Source organism: Apibacter sp. B3919 (genome assembly GCF_026537405.1).
In the GTDB taxonomy this organism is placed as follows: domain Bacteria; phylum Bacteroidota; class Bacteroidia; order Flavobacteriales; family Weeksellaceae; genus Apibacter.
Genome location: NZ_JAFNMG010000005.1, coordinates 143,129 through 158,659, shown reverse-complemented (window position 1 = coordinate 158,659; position 15,531 = coordinate 143,129). Strand labels below are relative to the sequence as shown.

The window sequence follows — 15,531 nt, the reverse complement described above, 5'->3', positions numbered from 1 at the left end:
CCCTTATGAAAAATCATAAGGGTTTTTTTTATAAACAAATCAAAATTTATTTGGCTACAATTACTTCTATTCCGTTATCTTCTAAAGTGGTAAGATCTTTTTCCGTAATATCATTATCTGTAATTAAAACATCTACTTTATCCAGAGAACAAATCTGACCAAACCCTCTTTTATTTATTTTAGTTGAATCTGCCAAAACAATGACTTTCTCCGATTGCTCTATCATTACTTTATTAAGATGGGCTTCTGTTGAATTGGAGGTTGAAAGACCAAAGTCCAGGTCTATGCCATCTATTCCCAAAAACAATTTATTACATGAAAATTTTTTTAATTCGGATTCTGCTAAAGATCCTATTACGGAAATGGAGCTTTTCCTTAGATTTCCTCCCAGCTGAATTACATCAATAAAAGAATCCTTACTCAACTCCATTGATACACTTAACGAAGAGGTAATGATCGTTAATTTTTCATATCCTGAAATGATTTTTGCTAAATAATATACAGTAGTTCCTGAAGCTAAAATAATAAAATCCTGATCGTTAACGAACTTAAGTGCAGCTTTCGCTATTTTTTGTTTTTGCATTACTTGCACAAATTCTTTTTCGTTAATATTTTTTTCGAAAGCATAGAGAGGTTGCTTACTTGCTCCACCATGTGTTCTATATAAAAGACCGGTATTTTCCAAATATTGAAGATCCTTTCTGATAGTAACCGCCGAAACATTTAATTTTTCACAAAGCTCATTTACTTTAGTGAAATTATGCTCATCTAATTCATCGATAATAAGTTGCTGCCTTCTATTAAGCTTAATCATGATCAGGAATTTTTGAAAGTTTAAAGTTAAGAATAAAATCTAAATCTTTATTGCATTTTATCAATATGTCAATTAAATTATCATTAACAACTATATAGTCAATAAATTATTTTATTTTTATTCCATTAATTAACAACCGACACCTTTATTTTATCAAATTTTTAACTAAAATTTATAGGAATTTCAACAGAAAATTGTATATTAAAAAATTTCATACTGTTTCGTATTGTTTTTTTTGTAATTTTACCGACAACAGAAAAGAAGCAAAAAACAATTAAATTAAAACAAAATGAAACGAAGTGATCAATTATCAAAACTAAATACAAATTCTGAATGGGATGTAATTATAATTGGTGGCGGTTCAAGTGGTTTGGGAGCAGCTGTAGATGCAGCAACAAGAGGATATAAAACCGTTTTATTTGAAGCTCATGATTTTGCAAAAGCAACATCAAGTCGTTCTACAAAATTACTTCATGGAGGTGTTCGATATTTAGCACAAGGAGATATTGCCTTAGTAAAAGAGGCACTAAGAGAAAGAGGTCTTTTGGAAAGAAATGCCAGTCACCTTGCGAAAAAACAAGTTTTTGTTATACCTAACTATAAATGGATTGATGGTCCTTTTTACACCATTGGGCTAAAAATATATGATATGCTTTCGAAAAAACTTAGCTTAGGAAAATCCGAGCATATCAGTAAAAGCAAAGCGCTGGAAATGCTACCTACTGTAGAACCTAACGGTCTACATGGAGGGGTAATATATTACGATGGACAGTTTGACGATTCTCGTATGGCTGTAAATCTTGCCCAAACTGCTGTAGAAAATGGGGGAGCCATCTTAAACTATATGAAAGTAACCGGTTTAATCAAAGATGATAAAAACCAAATTACAGGTGTAAAAGTTAAAGACGAAATTAACGGTACCGAATACGAAGTAAAAGGAAAGGTAGTATTAAATGCCACCGGTGTATTTACTAATGACATCCTTAATATGAATGACCCTAACCATAAAAAAACAGTTGTTCCAAGTCAAGGGATCCACTTAGTATTAGACAAATCATTCTTACCGGGAGATAATGCTTTGATGATTCCTAAAACCAGCGACGGAAGGGTATTATTTGCCGTTCCATGGCATAACAGACTAGTGGTAGGTACCACAGATGTATTAGTTGATCACCCAAGTTTAGAGCCTAGAGCTTTGGAACAAGAAATTGAATTTGTACTTAATACAGCATCTCAATATCTTGTTAAAAAACCTACTCGAAAAGACGTATTATCCATCTTTGCGGGACAAAGACCATTAGCGGCTCCTGACAAAGAAGGAGGAAGCACTAAAGAAGTATCTAGAAATCATAAAATTTTAGTTTCAGAAACCGGATTATTAAGTATTATCGGTGGAAAATGGACAACCTTCCGACAAATGGCAGAAGACTTTATAGATAAAGCCATAGAGACCGGAAAAATTGATCGTAAACCTTGTAAAACAGTTAATCTTTCCATTCACGGGAATATGCCGGCAAATCAAGTAGACAGAACCAATCATTTATATGTTTATGGTTCCGATATACCGGCTATCAAAAAACTTCAGCAAGAAAATCCTGAATATGCAGAAAAAATCCATCCAAACCATGACTATACAAAAGCTGAAATTGTATGGGCTGTTAGACAAGAGATGGCGCAAAAAGTTGAAGATATATTAGCCCGAAGAGTTCGACTATTATTTGTTGATGCGCGCGCTGCTATAGATGCAGCTGAATCGGTAGCAAAAATTATAGCTAACGAATTAGGATATGATGACAATTGGGTTGTTAAAGAAACTAAAGAGTTCCAAGATTTAGCCAAAGGTTATTTATTAGTTAATTACTAAAATAAGTTGTCTATCATTTTTTCATTAAAAAAATAATTAACTCTATTATAAAATTAAAAAAATGTCAAATTTTTTAGCTCCACCTAAGCCTATTGAACGTAAGCCGGAATCGGAAGTTAAATCTTCCTATACGCAATTGAGGCTTCAGGTCTTCATAGGAATATTTATAGGATATGCCGCCTATTATCTTGTTAGAAAAAACTTTTCATTGGCTATGCCTTATTTAGTTGAAATGGGTTTTTCTAAATCTGACCTCGGAATTGCCTTTTCATTCAATGCTACTGCGTATGGTTTATCTAAGTTCATCATGGGGGGTATTTCAGATAGAAGTAATGCAAGAAAATTCCTTCCTTTAGGATTAATTTTAGCTGCGGTTTCAACCATTATAGCAGGAACTTCCATAGGAATGTATAATATTACCGTAATGGCCGTTTTCCAATTTTTAGTGGGTTGGTTCGGGGGTATGGGTTGGCCTCCCTGTGGACGAGTGATGACTCATTGGTTTTCTGTTAAAGAAAGGGGAACAAAAATGGCTATATGGAATTTAGCTCACAATGTTGGTGGTGGATTATTAGGTCAGGTAACCAAATGGGGAATTCTTTTCGCTTCATCTCTTAGTATGAGTGTTCTAAGTTGGAAAGTAGGAATGTTTTGGTTTCCTGCAGGAATTGCCATCCTAATCGCCATAATTTCTTATATTCTTATTCGTGACAATCCTCAAGCATGCGGCTTGCCGAGCATTGAAGAATATAAAAATGATTTCCCTCCTAATTATTCTAAAGATTCCGAAAAAGTATTATCAACTAAAGAAATATTTTTCAAATACGTTTTAAATAATAAAATGCTTTGGTTCGTTGCATTCGCAAACGCCTTTGTTTACTTTATCCGATACGGAGTGCAAGACTGGGCTCCTACCTATCTTTCAGAAGTAAAAGGATATTCCCAAAGTGATATCAGCAATGCCTATACCTATTATGAATTGGCTGCTATACCGGGAACCTTATTATGTGGTTGGGTTAGTGATAAGATATTTAAAGGGAAAAGAGCCATGACTACCATTATATTTATGTTATTGGTAATTGTATCAATAGTTGTGTATTGGCAAAATCCGGACAGTAAATTAGTTGATTTAATCGCATTAACTTCAATAGGATTCTTTATCTATGGTCCGGTGATGTTAATAGGTGTTCAAGCATTAGATTTAGCTCCTAAAAATGCAGCAGGAACTGCTGCAGGTCTTACCGGTTTCTTCGGTTATTTTATCGGTACTTCATTACTTGCTAATATAGTTATGGGAAAAGTTGTTGAATCCCTTGGATGGTCGGCAAGCTTCCAATTGTTAATTGGCAGCGGCATTTTATCCATTATATTTATGGCTTTCACTTACAAAAAAGAACAAGAATTGGATAAAAATAAATAACAATATAAAAATACATTCTTTTTCTGTTTTTAATAAGTTTTGATTGTGATAAAATTTTTTGGAATGAATTACAAATGGATGTATAAATCCATTACTGAATAAAAGCTCTGATTTAATTGAAAATTATTTGAAAAAAATAATGATTGATAAAAGATAAAACATGAGTTATAAAATAAGAGTTAAAAATTCTGTTTTAGATATGATGTAAATAGAGCCACCAATAAAATTTTTCACAATCAAAACCTATTAGCATTGAAAAGAAATACCATCAAGTAGCAAGATATCTCAAAAATTAAATTCAAACTAAATTCACTTTTTTATAATAGTTATATGAGAAATAATAAGCTGGTTACATTAGCATGTTTAAGTATGATAGCATTATCATGTAGTAGCGATGATAACGCATCCACAAACAGTAAAGAAGAAGTTCTTCATTTATCTCCTGAAATGCAAAAAGTAAGGGATTATGTTCCTGAAAATGCTGTAATAGGTCACAGAGGAACGTCTTATTGGGCACCGGAGTCTACAGAGTCCGCATATAGATGGGCGCGAAATATGGGAGCCGATTATTTGGAAGCTGATCTTCAAATTACCAAAGACAGCGTAATTTTAGTAGTGCATGACAATGTACTGACCCGTACGTCCAACATAAAAGATATCTATCCGGACAGAGCAACTCAACCTGCCTCTACCTTTACTTATGAAGAATTATTAAAGTTGGATGCCGGTACTTGGTTTAACCATGATAAAAATACATCACCCGACAGAGCCAGACCTAGCTTCTCTTCTCAAAAACAATATATCAGCACCTTGGAAGACTTACTAATGTTTGCACAAGGAAAACGTTTAAAAAGAGATTCTAACGGAGAAAGAATTTGGAAAAAAATAAACGGAAAATATACTTTTGAATATGAAGATGACCCGGCAGATAATGGAAACAGACCCGGAATTTATATTGAAACTAAAGAGCCCAGTTTAAATCCCGGAATAGAGCATGCTTTAGTAAAGGAATTGAATCGACATGGATGGAACATTATTGAAAAACCGGCTACAGAAACCGCCCATTTTAAAAACGGTAAAGTAAATGTCGGAAATACCAATGGAAAAGTTGTATTACAGACTTTTTCTCATAATAGCTTACTGATTTTAAAAGATTTATTTAAAGGAAAAATTCCAACCGCTTTATTATTTTGGAAAGGTACCGGGCCGGATGATATACATGATGACCAACAAGCCACTTATATAAAGCATATTAATTTCGGAATTGAAAATTTAGCACAGTTTATTGGTCCTTCTATTGCCGGAGGAACTCCACCCGACAATTGGCCGGAATTATTAAATCCTTGGCAAGCAGAATTAATACACCAATCAGGTATGAAAATACATCCTTATTCTTTCGATAATGAGGGACAAATGATTAAATATTTTTCTTTTTATGATGGAATGTTTACCAATCAATCGGATCTAACAATTCGTTTCTATCATGAAAAGCAACTCAGAGAAGGAGGACCGGCTTATCAAGATGCTAAAACCATATTGGCAGATTTAGGCTACTAAACAAAAAAATTATAGGTTATTTTCAATTTTATTACTTCGATATAGTTTAAATGTTGTTTTCTTAAGAAGTTTAACAAAATTGAAAATAACCCTTTCATTAAACAGTAAAAAACTACTTATCAAAATTTTGCCTAATTAAAATATAAAAATTAGATACGCGTCAATCGTTTACTATCACATCTCATTTTTTAATCAGATCCTATTAATAAAAATAATCTTATAAAAAAACACGAAGTAAAAAATCTAGCCATTAGTTGATCAATAAAGAATAAATAAACGAGTCAAAATAAAAAATAAAATAAATATTAACGTTACAAAAAAAAGATCATGAAAAAACTAATACTTGCACTATTAGTAGTTGGATTCACTTCCATGAATGCTCAAAAATTAGCAAAATCAGGGAGTAGCTACAAACTAAAAAAAGTTATTCCTGTTGAAGGAAGACAAGGTATTGCTATAGACAAAGATTACTACTATGTATCAAGCAGCACCGCTTTATTCAAATACGATAAAAATGGGAATCTAATTACAAAAAACGATAAACCATTTACCAAATTTGAAAAACAAGTAAATCATTTCGGAGATATCGATATTTATAATGGAGAAGTTTATACCGGAGTAGAATTTTTTGATTCAGGAGTTGTACGCAATATTCAAATTGCCGTTTACGATGCTGAAACTTTAGATTATAAATATTCTATAGACTTTGGAGAAATTGAACAACCGGAAGTTAGTGGAATTACTATTGACAGAAAGAACAACATTGCTTGGATGTCTGATTGGACTTCCGGATGGTATGTATATAAATATGATTTAAAAACTAGAAAATATATTGGTAAAGTTCATTTACAACCCTCTCCGCAATGGCAACAAGGGGTTTATCATATTGATGGAAAACTTTTAATAACTTCTGATGACGGGGATTCCGATATTCCTGAAGCAGATAATGTTTATATTGCTGACGTAAGCGATCCGAACCAAACTCGTGCGGAAGTTTCATTATTTAGATCAATTCCTGAATTTAAAAGAGCCGGAGAAATTGAAGGTCTTTCAATTGATCCTGTAACCAATGACCTTGTTATCCTTAATAATAGAGGAGCAATCATTAAAATGGGTATGCCGTCCGGATTCTACCCCGGCTATGACAGAGAAATTCACGAATTGTATATTTTTGAAAAAACTAAAAAATAATTCTCTTTCGTTCCACTTATTAACATAAAAAGATAAGGCAAAGCATTAAATACCAAATCTTTGCCTTATTTCAACAACTACATTACGAAACCAATTAATTACTAAACAAAAACAACTAACATGAAATTTAAACGCAGTTTATCACTTTTCTTTACGGCAGCATTTATTTTAGGCTATGGCCAAAAAGCCTCCCTGGATAAATTCCAACAAGACAGCGACTCTATTAAAAAAAGACCTTCACTTGTGGAACGTATGAACAGCGATAGCTCCCAGCTTTCTCAAGGTATTAAGTTAAATTTTATTAAAGAATTAACGGGCGGAGATGAAAATAGCTTCACTCCTACTCTGAAATACGGAATCGGTATGGTTCTGGAAACTATTTACCAACAAGTTCCTAGTGAAAAAGGACCTCATAAAGAAGCAAATTCAAGCTATAATTTTCAACCGGCTGCATTCAAAATAGGATTCTTACATACAGATATGGCTATATCTCCTAAATTGAGCGCTAGCATAACTTGGAACCTACACGCAAGCAAAATTTCTGATGCTTTCATTAAATATAACTTCCATCCGTTGCTTAATTTACAGTTAGGACGTTTTAAAGGAGCCGGAAACAGAGCTGCTAATGAAACATCTGCTTATGACTTAGATTTAGCCGACTTTACTTATACATCTGAAAATCAAAGTGCTGCTCAAGGAGCTCCTGATTTAAGACATTATGGTATTAACGTTTCGGGTAACGTTAAAAATTTTGTACGTTACGCCTTCTTTTTGCATAATAGCGACAGCAATCGAGACAGATATTGGTCTTCCTTCAACGATGGTCCATCGGAAGGACAAGGAAACCACGGTTTAGAATTTAAAAGCTGGGATGCATCCCTACGTTTTTTCCCTGTAAAAAATGTTGAATTCGGTGGTCATATGGGTGCTGTTAATCTTCCGGGAATGGGCTTTAAACAAGCTTGGGCTTATTCAGGGTTTTTATACTATATAAATCCTAACAAATACAAATTTAAATTTGATTACGGTACTTACAAAAATGTACGATTTACAAGCGTTGATGAAAATGGAAATACTATATTTGTAACCCCTAACAATATGGATTATACTAAACATGATTTTGTTAAGGTTAATAAGTTAGGTTACTCTTTATTAGCAGGATTTAATGTTACTCCAAAAATTGAACCTGTTGCAAGATTTGAATATTTCAATCAAGGAAATAAAGATATTTCCGGATTTGACTATGAAAAGCTTTACTTATATACTGCCGGGGTAAATTTTTATTTATACCCTAACAGTCCAAGAATGGCAAAAATAACAGCGTTCTATCAGCATAGAGCGGAAAAAGGTGGACCAAGCATTGCTAATGATTGGTTCGGATTGAGTTACCAAATCGTATTATACAATAATACGAAAGGAGTTTTTTAACATAATAAAAAACATATAAAATTTAAAATACATTTAAAAAAAGATCATTAAATTACTAATCATCCTATTTTAAATGTATTTTTTGTTTTATTTTATACGGACAAATTAAATAACTAAAATCAATAAAGATGAAAGAAAAATTCATTTTAGCTTTAGATCAGGGAACTACATCTTCCAGAGCTATTTTATTTAATCATGGAGGAGAAATAGTATCGGTTGCACAAAAAGATTATACCCAATACTTTCCAAAACCGGGGTTAGTGGAACATCACCCTGAAGAAATTTGGTCTTCGCAAATGTCTGTTGCTGCCGAAGCAATAGCTAAAAAAGGTATATCCGGATTGGATATAGCTGCGATTGGTATTACCAACCAAAGGGAAACCACAATTGTATGGGACAGAGAAACCAGTGAAACCATTTACAATGCTATCGTTTGGCAAGACAGAAGAACTTCCAAATATTGTGATGAACTTAAAGAACAAGGTTTAACTGATATGATCAGAGAAAAAACCGGTTTAATACTGGATGCTTATTTCTCAGGGACAAAATTAAAATGGATATTGGACAACGTTCCGGGTGCTAGAGAAAAAGCTGAGCAAGGAAAACTTTGTTTTGGTACTGTTGATACTTGGTTGGTTTGGAAACTTACCAGAGGAAAAATGCACGTTACCGACGTTTCTAATGCTTCTCGTACCTTATTGTTTAATATTCATACTTTGGAATGGGATGAAGATTTATTAAAATTATTCAACATTCCTAAATCTATGCTTCCTGAAGTAAAACAAAGCAGTGAAGTGTATGGTGAAACCTCCACTACTCTATTCTCAACAAAAATTCCTATTTCAGGTATTGCCGGAGATCAACAAGCTGCTTTATTCGGTCAATTGTGTACAAATAAAGGAATGGCGAAGAATACATACGGTACAGGGTGTTTCTTATTAATGAATACAGGTGAAAAACCGGTTTTATCTAAAAATAATTTATTAACCACCATTGCGTGGAAGATTAATGGTAAAACTTATTATGCGCTTGAAGGTAGTGTATTCGTTGGTGGAGCGGTAGTTCAGTGGTTAAGAGACGGAGCTAAAATTGTTAAAACCTCTGCTGACACTGAAAATTTAGCTAAAACTGTTCCAGATAATGGAGGGGTATATTTTGTTCCTGCATTAACAGGCTTAGGTGCTCCGTACTGGGATCCCTATGCTCGTGGAGGAATTTTAGGAATTACCAGAGGAACTACCGATGGACACATTGCCAGAGCTACTTTAGAAGGTATTGCTTACCAAGTGTATGATTTAATAAAAGCTATGGAAGCTGACTCCGGCGTTCATGAAATTGAACTTCGAGTTGACGGGGGTGCTTGTGCTAACAATTTAATGATGCAATTCCAATCTGATATTTTCGGATTTAATGTAATTAGACCTAAAACATTGGAAACAACCGCTCTAGGTGCTGCTTATTTGGCCGGATTAGCTGTTGGTTATTGGAAAAGCATTGATGAACTTCAAGCTCAACGATCTGTAGACCGTGTATTTACACCTGAAATGGATAAAGATAAAGCCGAACATTATTTAAAAGGTTGGAAAAGAGCGGTAAGCAGAGTACTTAATTGGGTTGATGATGAAGACAAATAAAGTTTTCACGCAAAGACTTACATTTACTATAAAATTATATAAAGCAAATAAAAGAAGTAATTAAATTAAATGCTTCTAAAAGTTCTTAACGTTGGTTTTTGTGATTTTTTGTAAAACTAATTACAATTAGAAACTGTAACTAACAATATAGTTTCTTTGGATTGATTAATCATACCCATAAAATATAGATGGTTTTACTGATGCTAATTTTGAATGTAATAAAATTTTTCAGAATTCGGCATCTGTAAATCTATCTAAAAAATATATTATAAAATTTAGACAAGATAATTAACAGCTTTATAATAATATCTAAAATATTTGTACTAAATACCCTATTTTTTTAATCTAATTGATACAAAAGTTTCAATATATTTCCGAATAATTAGTAATAAATTATATATTCCGGTAGAATATTTATATTTTTACATCCAAATTTCAATGCTGATTTAAAATAAAAACAAACTAAAATCCATTAATATGAAAAAAATTCTTATTTTACTTACAGTTCTTATATCTTCTATTTCATTATATAGTCAAGAAATAGAAAGATTAGATTTCAATCTTAGTTTACGATCTAACCACTTTTGGAGAGGTATAACTGTTACAGACGGTGCTATGGCCGACGTAGACATAAATTATGCCTTAGATCATAAAAAATATCTAAAATTGGGAGTTTGGGGCGGTATAGGTCTCGGAGATACAAACGGACAACACTATCATGAAATTAATTATTATCTACACTATAGTACGGGAAAATGGGGTGTCGGTGTATGGGATGTATTCAATTCTACCGGAAGATTAAAAGATGCTAAGGATAATGACATTTGGAATTATGATCACAAAACAACCGGACATCGATTTGATTTCAGAGGATATTTTGTTTTCTGTGACAGCTTTCCTTTAAAACTAGATTATGGAACTTCTTTTTACGGAGCAGACAGAAATGAAAAAGGAGATCAAAGATGGTCTACCTATACCGGACTAAATTATCCTATTATAAAAGGTAAAGTAGTGGATCTGGATATATTCTGCGGTGCTGCTTTTGGACTTGCAGGAAAATCTAGCTTTTATGGTAATGAAAAACACGATTTCGACATTGTAAATGCCGGAATTACAGCTTCTAAAGATATTACGGTTCTCGGATATAAATTACCTGTTTCTGCCACAGCCATGTGGAATCCTTCACGCAAAGAAGCAAGAGTCCAAATCGCCTCTTCTTTATTCTAATAAATATTTTTAATTCAGATATAAAAAAAGCCGGTTTATAATAAATCGGCTTTTTTAGTTATTAAAATACTTTAAACCATTTTCGTATAAAAAATAATTTTATAAATTTACGTTTTCAGTACAAGCTAAAAATTCGGATTTTTTAATCAATTGAAGCAAAAAAGATTATTTCTATAAATGCAAACATCTATAAGAAGCAACTTAGTTCTATTATTTTTTCTCTTTTTTTCTCTACATCTTTTCTGTCAAATACACATTAAAATTGTAAATATTGAAACCAATCTACCTGTTGAAAAAGCTTTTATTTACAATGAATCAAATAGCCTGTTAGGATTTACCAATGCAGAAGGAATGATTACTTTAGATAGTAATATAAACAAAATAATCATTCGTGTTGATGGTTACTTGCCTAAAATAGAGATGATCGGCAAACTGGATAAAACTATTTATTTATTTAAAAAAATTAAAAAAAAGAGTGATCCTAAGGCTGTATCTATACTAAAAAAAGTATGGGAAAAGAGCAGTAAAAATAATGCTGATCATCTCAATGCGTATAAGTTTGATTCGTATGTAAAATTTACTTTAGACATGCCTTCTGATTCCGTTACTTATATTAATCATCCTAAAAGAAAACTGGATACTTTAAACAATAAATTAAAAGGATTTTTAGAAAAAAGCATGGTTTTTATTGGTGAAAGAACTATGCTTTATGAATATGATAAAAAATATGGTAAAAAAGCCATTGTAACAGCTTATAAAGCAGGAGGATTTAGTAATCCGCAATTTTTTAATTTTTCCATTGCAAAATCAATGGTCAATGATTATCCTGAAATGCTTAAGCCCAGGGAAACGCAGGGAACAATATCCCGATTGGTAGACAGTGTCTATATTAACAACAGAAAAACATATGTTATCTATACCTATTCTCATGGAAAAAGTGAAGCTCAATTTTACAAAAATCTAACTGTTTTTGTAGATTCTGAATCGTATGCGCTCGTAAAATTAATTGGCAATAATTCGAAAATCTCCAATATATACTACGAAATAACTTATGCTCCCTATGAAGGAATTTGGTATACAGAAGATGAATATATGAAGACGGAAATTTTAAGCAGTAATTTCATCAAAAAAATAAATAAACTACTGCCTAAGGGATTGCATTCGATAACTCGATTAACTACTACGGCAACCATAGATTCTCATGTAACCAATTTCACCAACGATGTTTCTTATACTGCTAATGACTTCAAAGGATATGAATATGTTATCTCAAAAGAAGTTTCCCAAAATGCAGATGAAAAAATTTCAGCACTGCGAGACGATTCTTTAACTCATCGCGAAGCTACTACTTATAATGAATTATACCGCATATCAAAAGAATACAAACTGGAACCTAAATTACGATTTTTAAGAAAACTCACCGAGGGGGATCTGGAACTGGGGTTTTTTAATTTTGATGTATACAGTATATTCAGTCATAACCTGTATGAATCTTTCCGTTATCAACTAGGAGGACATACTAACCATAAATTCAGTAAAAATACTCGTATAGGAAGTTATATAGCTAAAGGAACCCGAGATGAGGAAGTTAAAGGAGGAGCAGATGTAACATTTTTTGTTAATAAGCACCAAGGGGGAGAATTATCTATAAAAGCAGAAACCGATGTGCTGCCGGTGGGAAGAACCAAAATTAAGTATTTAACTCCAAAAGATGAGCTTACGGCTAAAACCAATAATATTTACAACGGTGATTATTTTAGCTATAGGAAAGTAGAATTATCATATCAACAAGACTTTCTAAAAAATATTGATATTACTTTTGCGGTTGATTTCCAAAGACAACGGGTGAATTTTCATTATAAATTTAAAGATTACGATGAAAGTACTTGGTTTAACTATGTTAATACTGCGATACGTTTACGATATGCTCCCAATGTAAAATATATCGAATCGAATAACGGAAAATATACATTACAAGATAAGCCTCCTTATTATTATTTTACTTACGCTAAATCTTGGAAATTATTTGAAAACAGTACAGGTATTCATCGTTTATACCTCTCGGCTTTATATACTTTTTTGTCCAAATTAGGTAAAACTGAAATTATCGGGAATATAGGAGCCACTTTCGGAGATACTCCAATTATAAATTCTTTCGAGGGCAACGGGGTTGCGAAGCACGGAAACAGTATTTGGGGTAGATTTGCTTTTAAAGGCTTTCAAAGTTTTGAAACTATGAGACCTTCCTCCTTTTTTTCAGATAGATTTATTTCTTTTCAATTTACCCACCATTTCCGTCCTTTACGCGTAAGTGAATTTAAATCTCTACATTTTGCCGTATTATACAATGGTCTTATAGGATGGATGCCAAATAAAGATGTTCATTCGCTTTTTGAATTCGATGTTCCTAAAGATTATTACCAGGAAGTTGGTTTTGAAGCAAATAAGCTATTATTAGGCCTGGTAGGTGTTGGCGTATATGCTCGTTTAGGCGCTTATAAAGTTGGAAATTTAGATCAAAATATGTCTATCAAGTTAACTATGGAATTATAATTTTCAAATAAACACATATAGATTTTACAAGCTCATACATTCATTACTATAAATCAATATAATATTTTAATTATTTATATACTTCGGGATTAACGACGCAAGGTAATTTTTCTCCTTTTAAACCGGAAATAATATTTTTAGCACATAAAGCCGACATCGCATTTCGCGCTTCTATAGTTGCTGATCCGATATGAGGCGTAACCGCAACATTTTCCATGCATAATAAAGGGTTATCTGCTTTCATGGGTTCGGGATCTGTTACATCTAAACCGGCTCCCCAGATTTGACCTTCTTGGATGGCCTGTATTAAATCTTTTTCATTAACCATAGGACCTCTGGCCGTGTTTATTAAAATAGATGTTTTCTTCATTTTTTTAAACGCTGAGGCATTAAAAATACCTTTATTTTCATCTGTTAAAGGGGCATGTAAACTTATTACATCCGATTGTTCCAATAATTCTTCAAAAGAAACATAATGCGCTCCTAATTCTTTTTCGGCTTCTTCTTGTTTATGCCTATTATTATAAAGTATATTCATCCCATATGCATTTTTACATTTTTGAGCCATTTTGATTCCTATACGTCCCATACCAAATATGCCTAAGGTCTTTCCATTCAATTCTTGCCCTAAATATTCTACTGATAAAAAACCCGGCTTCCAATTTCCTTCGATTATTCTTCGATAATTAAAAAAAGCTTTTCTGGAAACATTCAACAGTAACAAGAAAGCAATGTCTGCCGTTGCATTACTGAGAACATCCGGGGTATTTCCCACTGGTATGCCCAAACGTGTGGCTGATTGGATATCGATATGATTATAACCAACCGAAAATGTGGAAATAACTTTCAAATTTGTAACTTCTTTAAAAAAACTTTCCGGCACAGGAGACATGACATTTATATATGCGTCGGATTGTTTACATTTATCTATTAATTCTGCAAGGGTAATAGGTTCCGAATTTGTCCACATTTCGACCTCATAACCTTCCTTTTTCAGCATGTCTATTCCTACTTCCGGTATTTTGCCGGATATAAATACTTTCATCTATTTTTAATGTTAAAATAATAAAGTCCGGTACTATTAGCCGGACTTTATCTATGGGTTTATAATTTTAAGGATTGGTTGACCATAAAGATGCATTTGCCAACAAGGCTCGTTTATTTAACTTAAGAATATCAACCACTAATTCTGCAAAATCTTCCGGCTGTAAAACTTTTTCCGGATTTCCATCCGTAATTTTTAATAATTTTACAGACATGTCTGATGCAATGGTACTTGGTGTAAGAGTTGTAACTCTTATGTTGTGCTTTCTCATCTCATACATCAATGATTCCGACAAGGATATTAAACCGGCTTTTGAAACACTATAGGCTGAAGTGTTTGCTCCCCCTTTTAATCCTGCCGTGGATGAAACATTAATGATATCTCCTCCTTTTTTTTCAATCATTGCAGGCAAAACTGCTCTAGACATGAAATAAGGTCCGAAGAGATTGGTTTGTACAATATTTTGCCACTGATCAACAGGCATATCCAAAAAACTTTGAAATGCTGAAATTCCTGCATTGTTGATCAAAATATCAAAGGATCCGAAACTGTTTTGTAATTTTTCCATTTCCGTTTCAACTTCTTTTTGATTGGAAACATCAAAAATTGAATATGCAGCTTTTATTCCTTTTCCTTCTAATTCCTTTACAGTTTCCTTAACTGTTTTTTCATCTCTTCCTGTAATAGCTACATCTACCCCTTCAGCAGCCAGAGCTAAAGCCACTGCTTTTCCTAATCCTCTGTTTCCACCTGTAACTATTGCTTTTTTACCTGTCAGTTTTTCCATAATAATTCTTT

The 15,531-nt window shown here is 32.8% G+C and carries 11 protein-coding genes; 8 read left to right on the top strand and 3 right to left on the bottom strand.

Annotated elements, in window-relative coordinates; translation table 11 throughout:
- Nucleotides 1-46 precede the first annotated feature (46 nt).
- Nucleotides 47-814: a DeoR/GlpR family DNA-binding transcription regulator gene (locus J3U20_RS09145; protein WP_105296437.1), complete on the bottom strand. Its 768-nt coding sequence runs from the start codon at nucleotides 812-814 to the stop codon at nucleotides 47-49.
- A 289-nt stretch (nucleotides 815-1,103) separates the two neighbouring features.
- On the opposite strand from J3U20_RS09145, the gene J3U20_RS09140 reads away from it, so the two are divergent.
- From J3U20_RS09140 to J3U20_RS09105, 8 genes are all read left to right on the top strand, one after another.
- Nucleotides 1,104-2,678 (top strand): glycerol-3-phosphate dehydrogenase/oxidase, encoded by a 1,575-nt coding sequence (locus J3U20_RS09140; RefSeq protein WP_160542973.1) that lies wholly within the window; start codon nucleotides 1,104-1,106, stop codon nucleotides 2,676-2,678.
- A 61-nt stretch (nucleotides 2,679-2,739) separates the two neighbouring features.
- Nucleotides 2,740-4,098 (top strand): phosphoglycerate transporter protein PgtP, encoded by a 1,359-nt coding sequence (gene pgtP, locus J3U20_RS09135; RefSeq protein WP_160542972.1) that lies wholly within the window; start codon nucleotides 2,740-2,742, stop codon nucleotides 4,096-4,098.
- Between the two features lie 330 nt (nucleotides 4,099-4,428).
- A complete protein-coding gene (locus tag J3U20_RS09130) occupies nucleotides 4,429-5,655 on the top strand; it encodes a glycerophosphodiester phosphodiesterase family protein (protein ID WP_160542971.1) in 1,227 nt (408 codons plus the stop codon).
- Between the two features lie 327 nt (nucleotides 5,656-5,982).
- Nucleotides 5,983-6,846 (top strand): hypothetical protein, encoded by an 864-nt coding sequence (locus J3U20_RS09125; RefSeq protein WP_160542970.1) that lies wholly within the window; start codon nucleotides 5,983-5,985, stop codon nucleotides 6,844-6,846.
- 120 nt (nucleotides 6,847-6,966) lie between these two features.
- Complete coding sequence (locus J3U20_RS09120) at nucleotides 6,967-8,274, top strand: hypothetical protein (protein ID WP_160542969.1); 1,308 nt, start codon at nucleotides 6,967-6,969, stop codon at nucleotides 8,272-8,274.
- Nucleotides 8,275-8,402: 128 nt separating this feature from the next.
- Entirely contained in the window at nucleotides 8,403-9,908 is a 1,506-nt protein-coding gene (gene glpK / locus J3U20_RS09115) for a glycerol kinase GlpK (RefSeq protein WP_105296443.1), read from the top strand.
- A 477-nt stretch (nucleotides 9,909-10,385) separates the two neighbouring features.
- A complete protein-coding gene (locus J3U20_RS09110; RefSeq protein WP_160542968.1) occupies nucleotides 10,386-11,135 on the top strand; it encodes a hypothetical protein in 750 nt (249 codons plus the stop codon).
- Between the two features lie 177 nt (nucleotides 11,136-11,312).
- Nucleotides 11,313-13,688 carry a hypothetical protein gene (locus J3U20_RS09105; RefSeq protein ID WP_160542967.1) on the top strand — a complete coding sequence of 792 codons (2,376 nt, stop codon included), beginning with the start codon at nucleotides 11,313-11,315 and terminating at the stop codon, nucleotides 13,686-13,688.
- 70 nt (nucleotides 13,689-13,758) lie between these two features.
- Here the strand turns inward: J3U20_RS09105 and J3U20_RS09100 are convergent, their stop codons facing one another.
- Together J3U20_RS09100 and J3U20_RS09095 are read right to left on the bottom strand one after the other, a co-directional pair.
- Nucleotides 13,759-14,733 (bottom strand): 2-hydroxyacid dehydrogenase, encoded by a 975-nt coding sequence (locus J3U20_RS09100; RefSeq protein ID WP_160542966.1) that lies wholly within the window; start codon nucleotides 14,731-14,733, stop codon nucleotides 13,759-13,761.
- A 67-nt stretch (nucleotides 14,734-14,800) separates the two neighbouring features.
- Nucleotides 14,801-15,520, bottom strand: coding sequence for a 3-ketoacyl-ACP reductase (locus J3U20_RS09095; protein WP_160542965.1), 720 nt, complete (start codon nucleotides 15,518-15,520; stop codon nucleotides 14,801-14,803).
- Nucleotides 15,521-15,531 lie beyond the last annotated feature (11 nt).

What these genes read in the sequence shown, in the direction of transcription:
- J3U20_RS09145 (WP_105296437.1), bottom strand. Translation starts at nt 814, where the DNA reads ATGATTAAGCTTAATAGAAGGCAGCAACTTATTATCGATGAATTAGAT.
- J3U20_RS09140 (WP_160542973.1), top strand. Translation starts at nt 1,104, where the DNA reads ATGAAACGAAGTGATCAATTATCAAAACTAAATACAAATTCTGAATGG.
- pgtP (WP_160542972.1), top strand. Translation starts at nt 2,740, where the DNA reads ATGTCAAATTTTTTAGCTCCACCTAAGCCTATTGAACGTAAGCCGGAA.
- J3U20_RS09130 (WP_160542971.1), top strand. Translation starts at nt 4,429, where the DNA reads ATGAGAAATAATAAGCTGGTTACATTAGCATGTTTAAGTATGATAGCA.
- J3U20_RS09125 (WP_160542970.1), top strand. Translation starts at nt 5,983, where the DNA reads ATGAAAAAACTAATACTTGCACTATTAGTAGTTGGATTCACTTCCATG.
- J3U20_RS09120 (WP_160542969.1), top strand. Translation starts at nt 6,967, where the DNA reads ATGAAATTTAAACGCAGTTTATCACTTTTCTTTACGGCAGCATTTATT.
- glpK (WP_105296443.1), top strand. Translation starts at nt 8,403, where the DNA reads ATGAAAGAAAAATTCATTTTAGCTTTAGATCAGGGAACTACATCTTCC.
- J3U20_RS09110 (WP_160542968.1), top strand. Translation starts at nt 10,386, where the DNA reads ATGAAAAAAATTCTTATTTTACTTACAGTTCTTATATCTTCTATTTCA.
- J3U20_RS09105 (WP_160542967.1), top strand. Translation starts at nt 11,313, where the DNA reads ATGCAAACATCTATAAGAAGCAACTTAGTTCTATTATTTTTTCTCTTT.
- J3U20_RS09100 (WP_160542966.1), bottom strand. Translation starts at nt 14,733, where the DNA reads ATGAAAGTATTTATATCCGGCAAAATACCGGAAGTAGGAATAGACATG.
- J3U20_RS09095 (WP_160542965.1), bottom strand. Translation starts at nt 15,520, where the DNA reads ATGGAAAAACTGACAGGTAAAAAAGCAATAGTTACAGGTGGAAACAGA.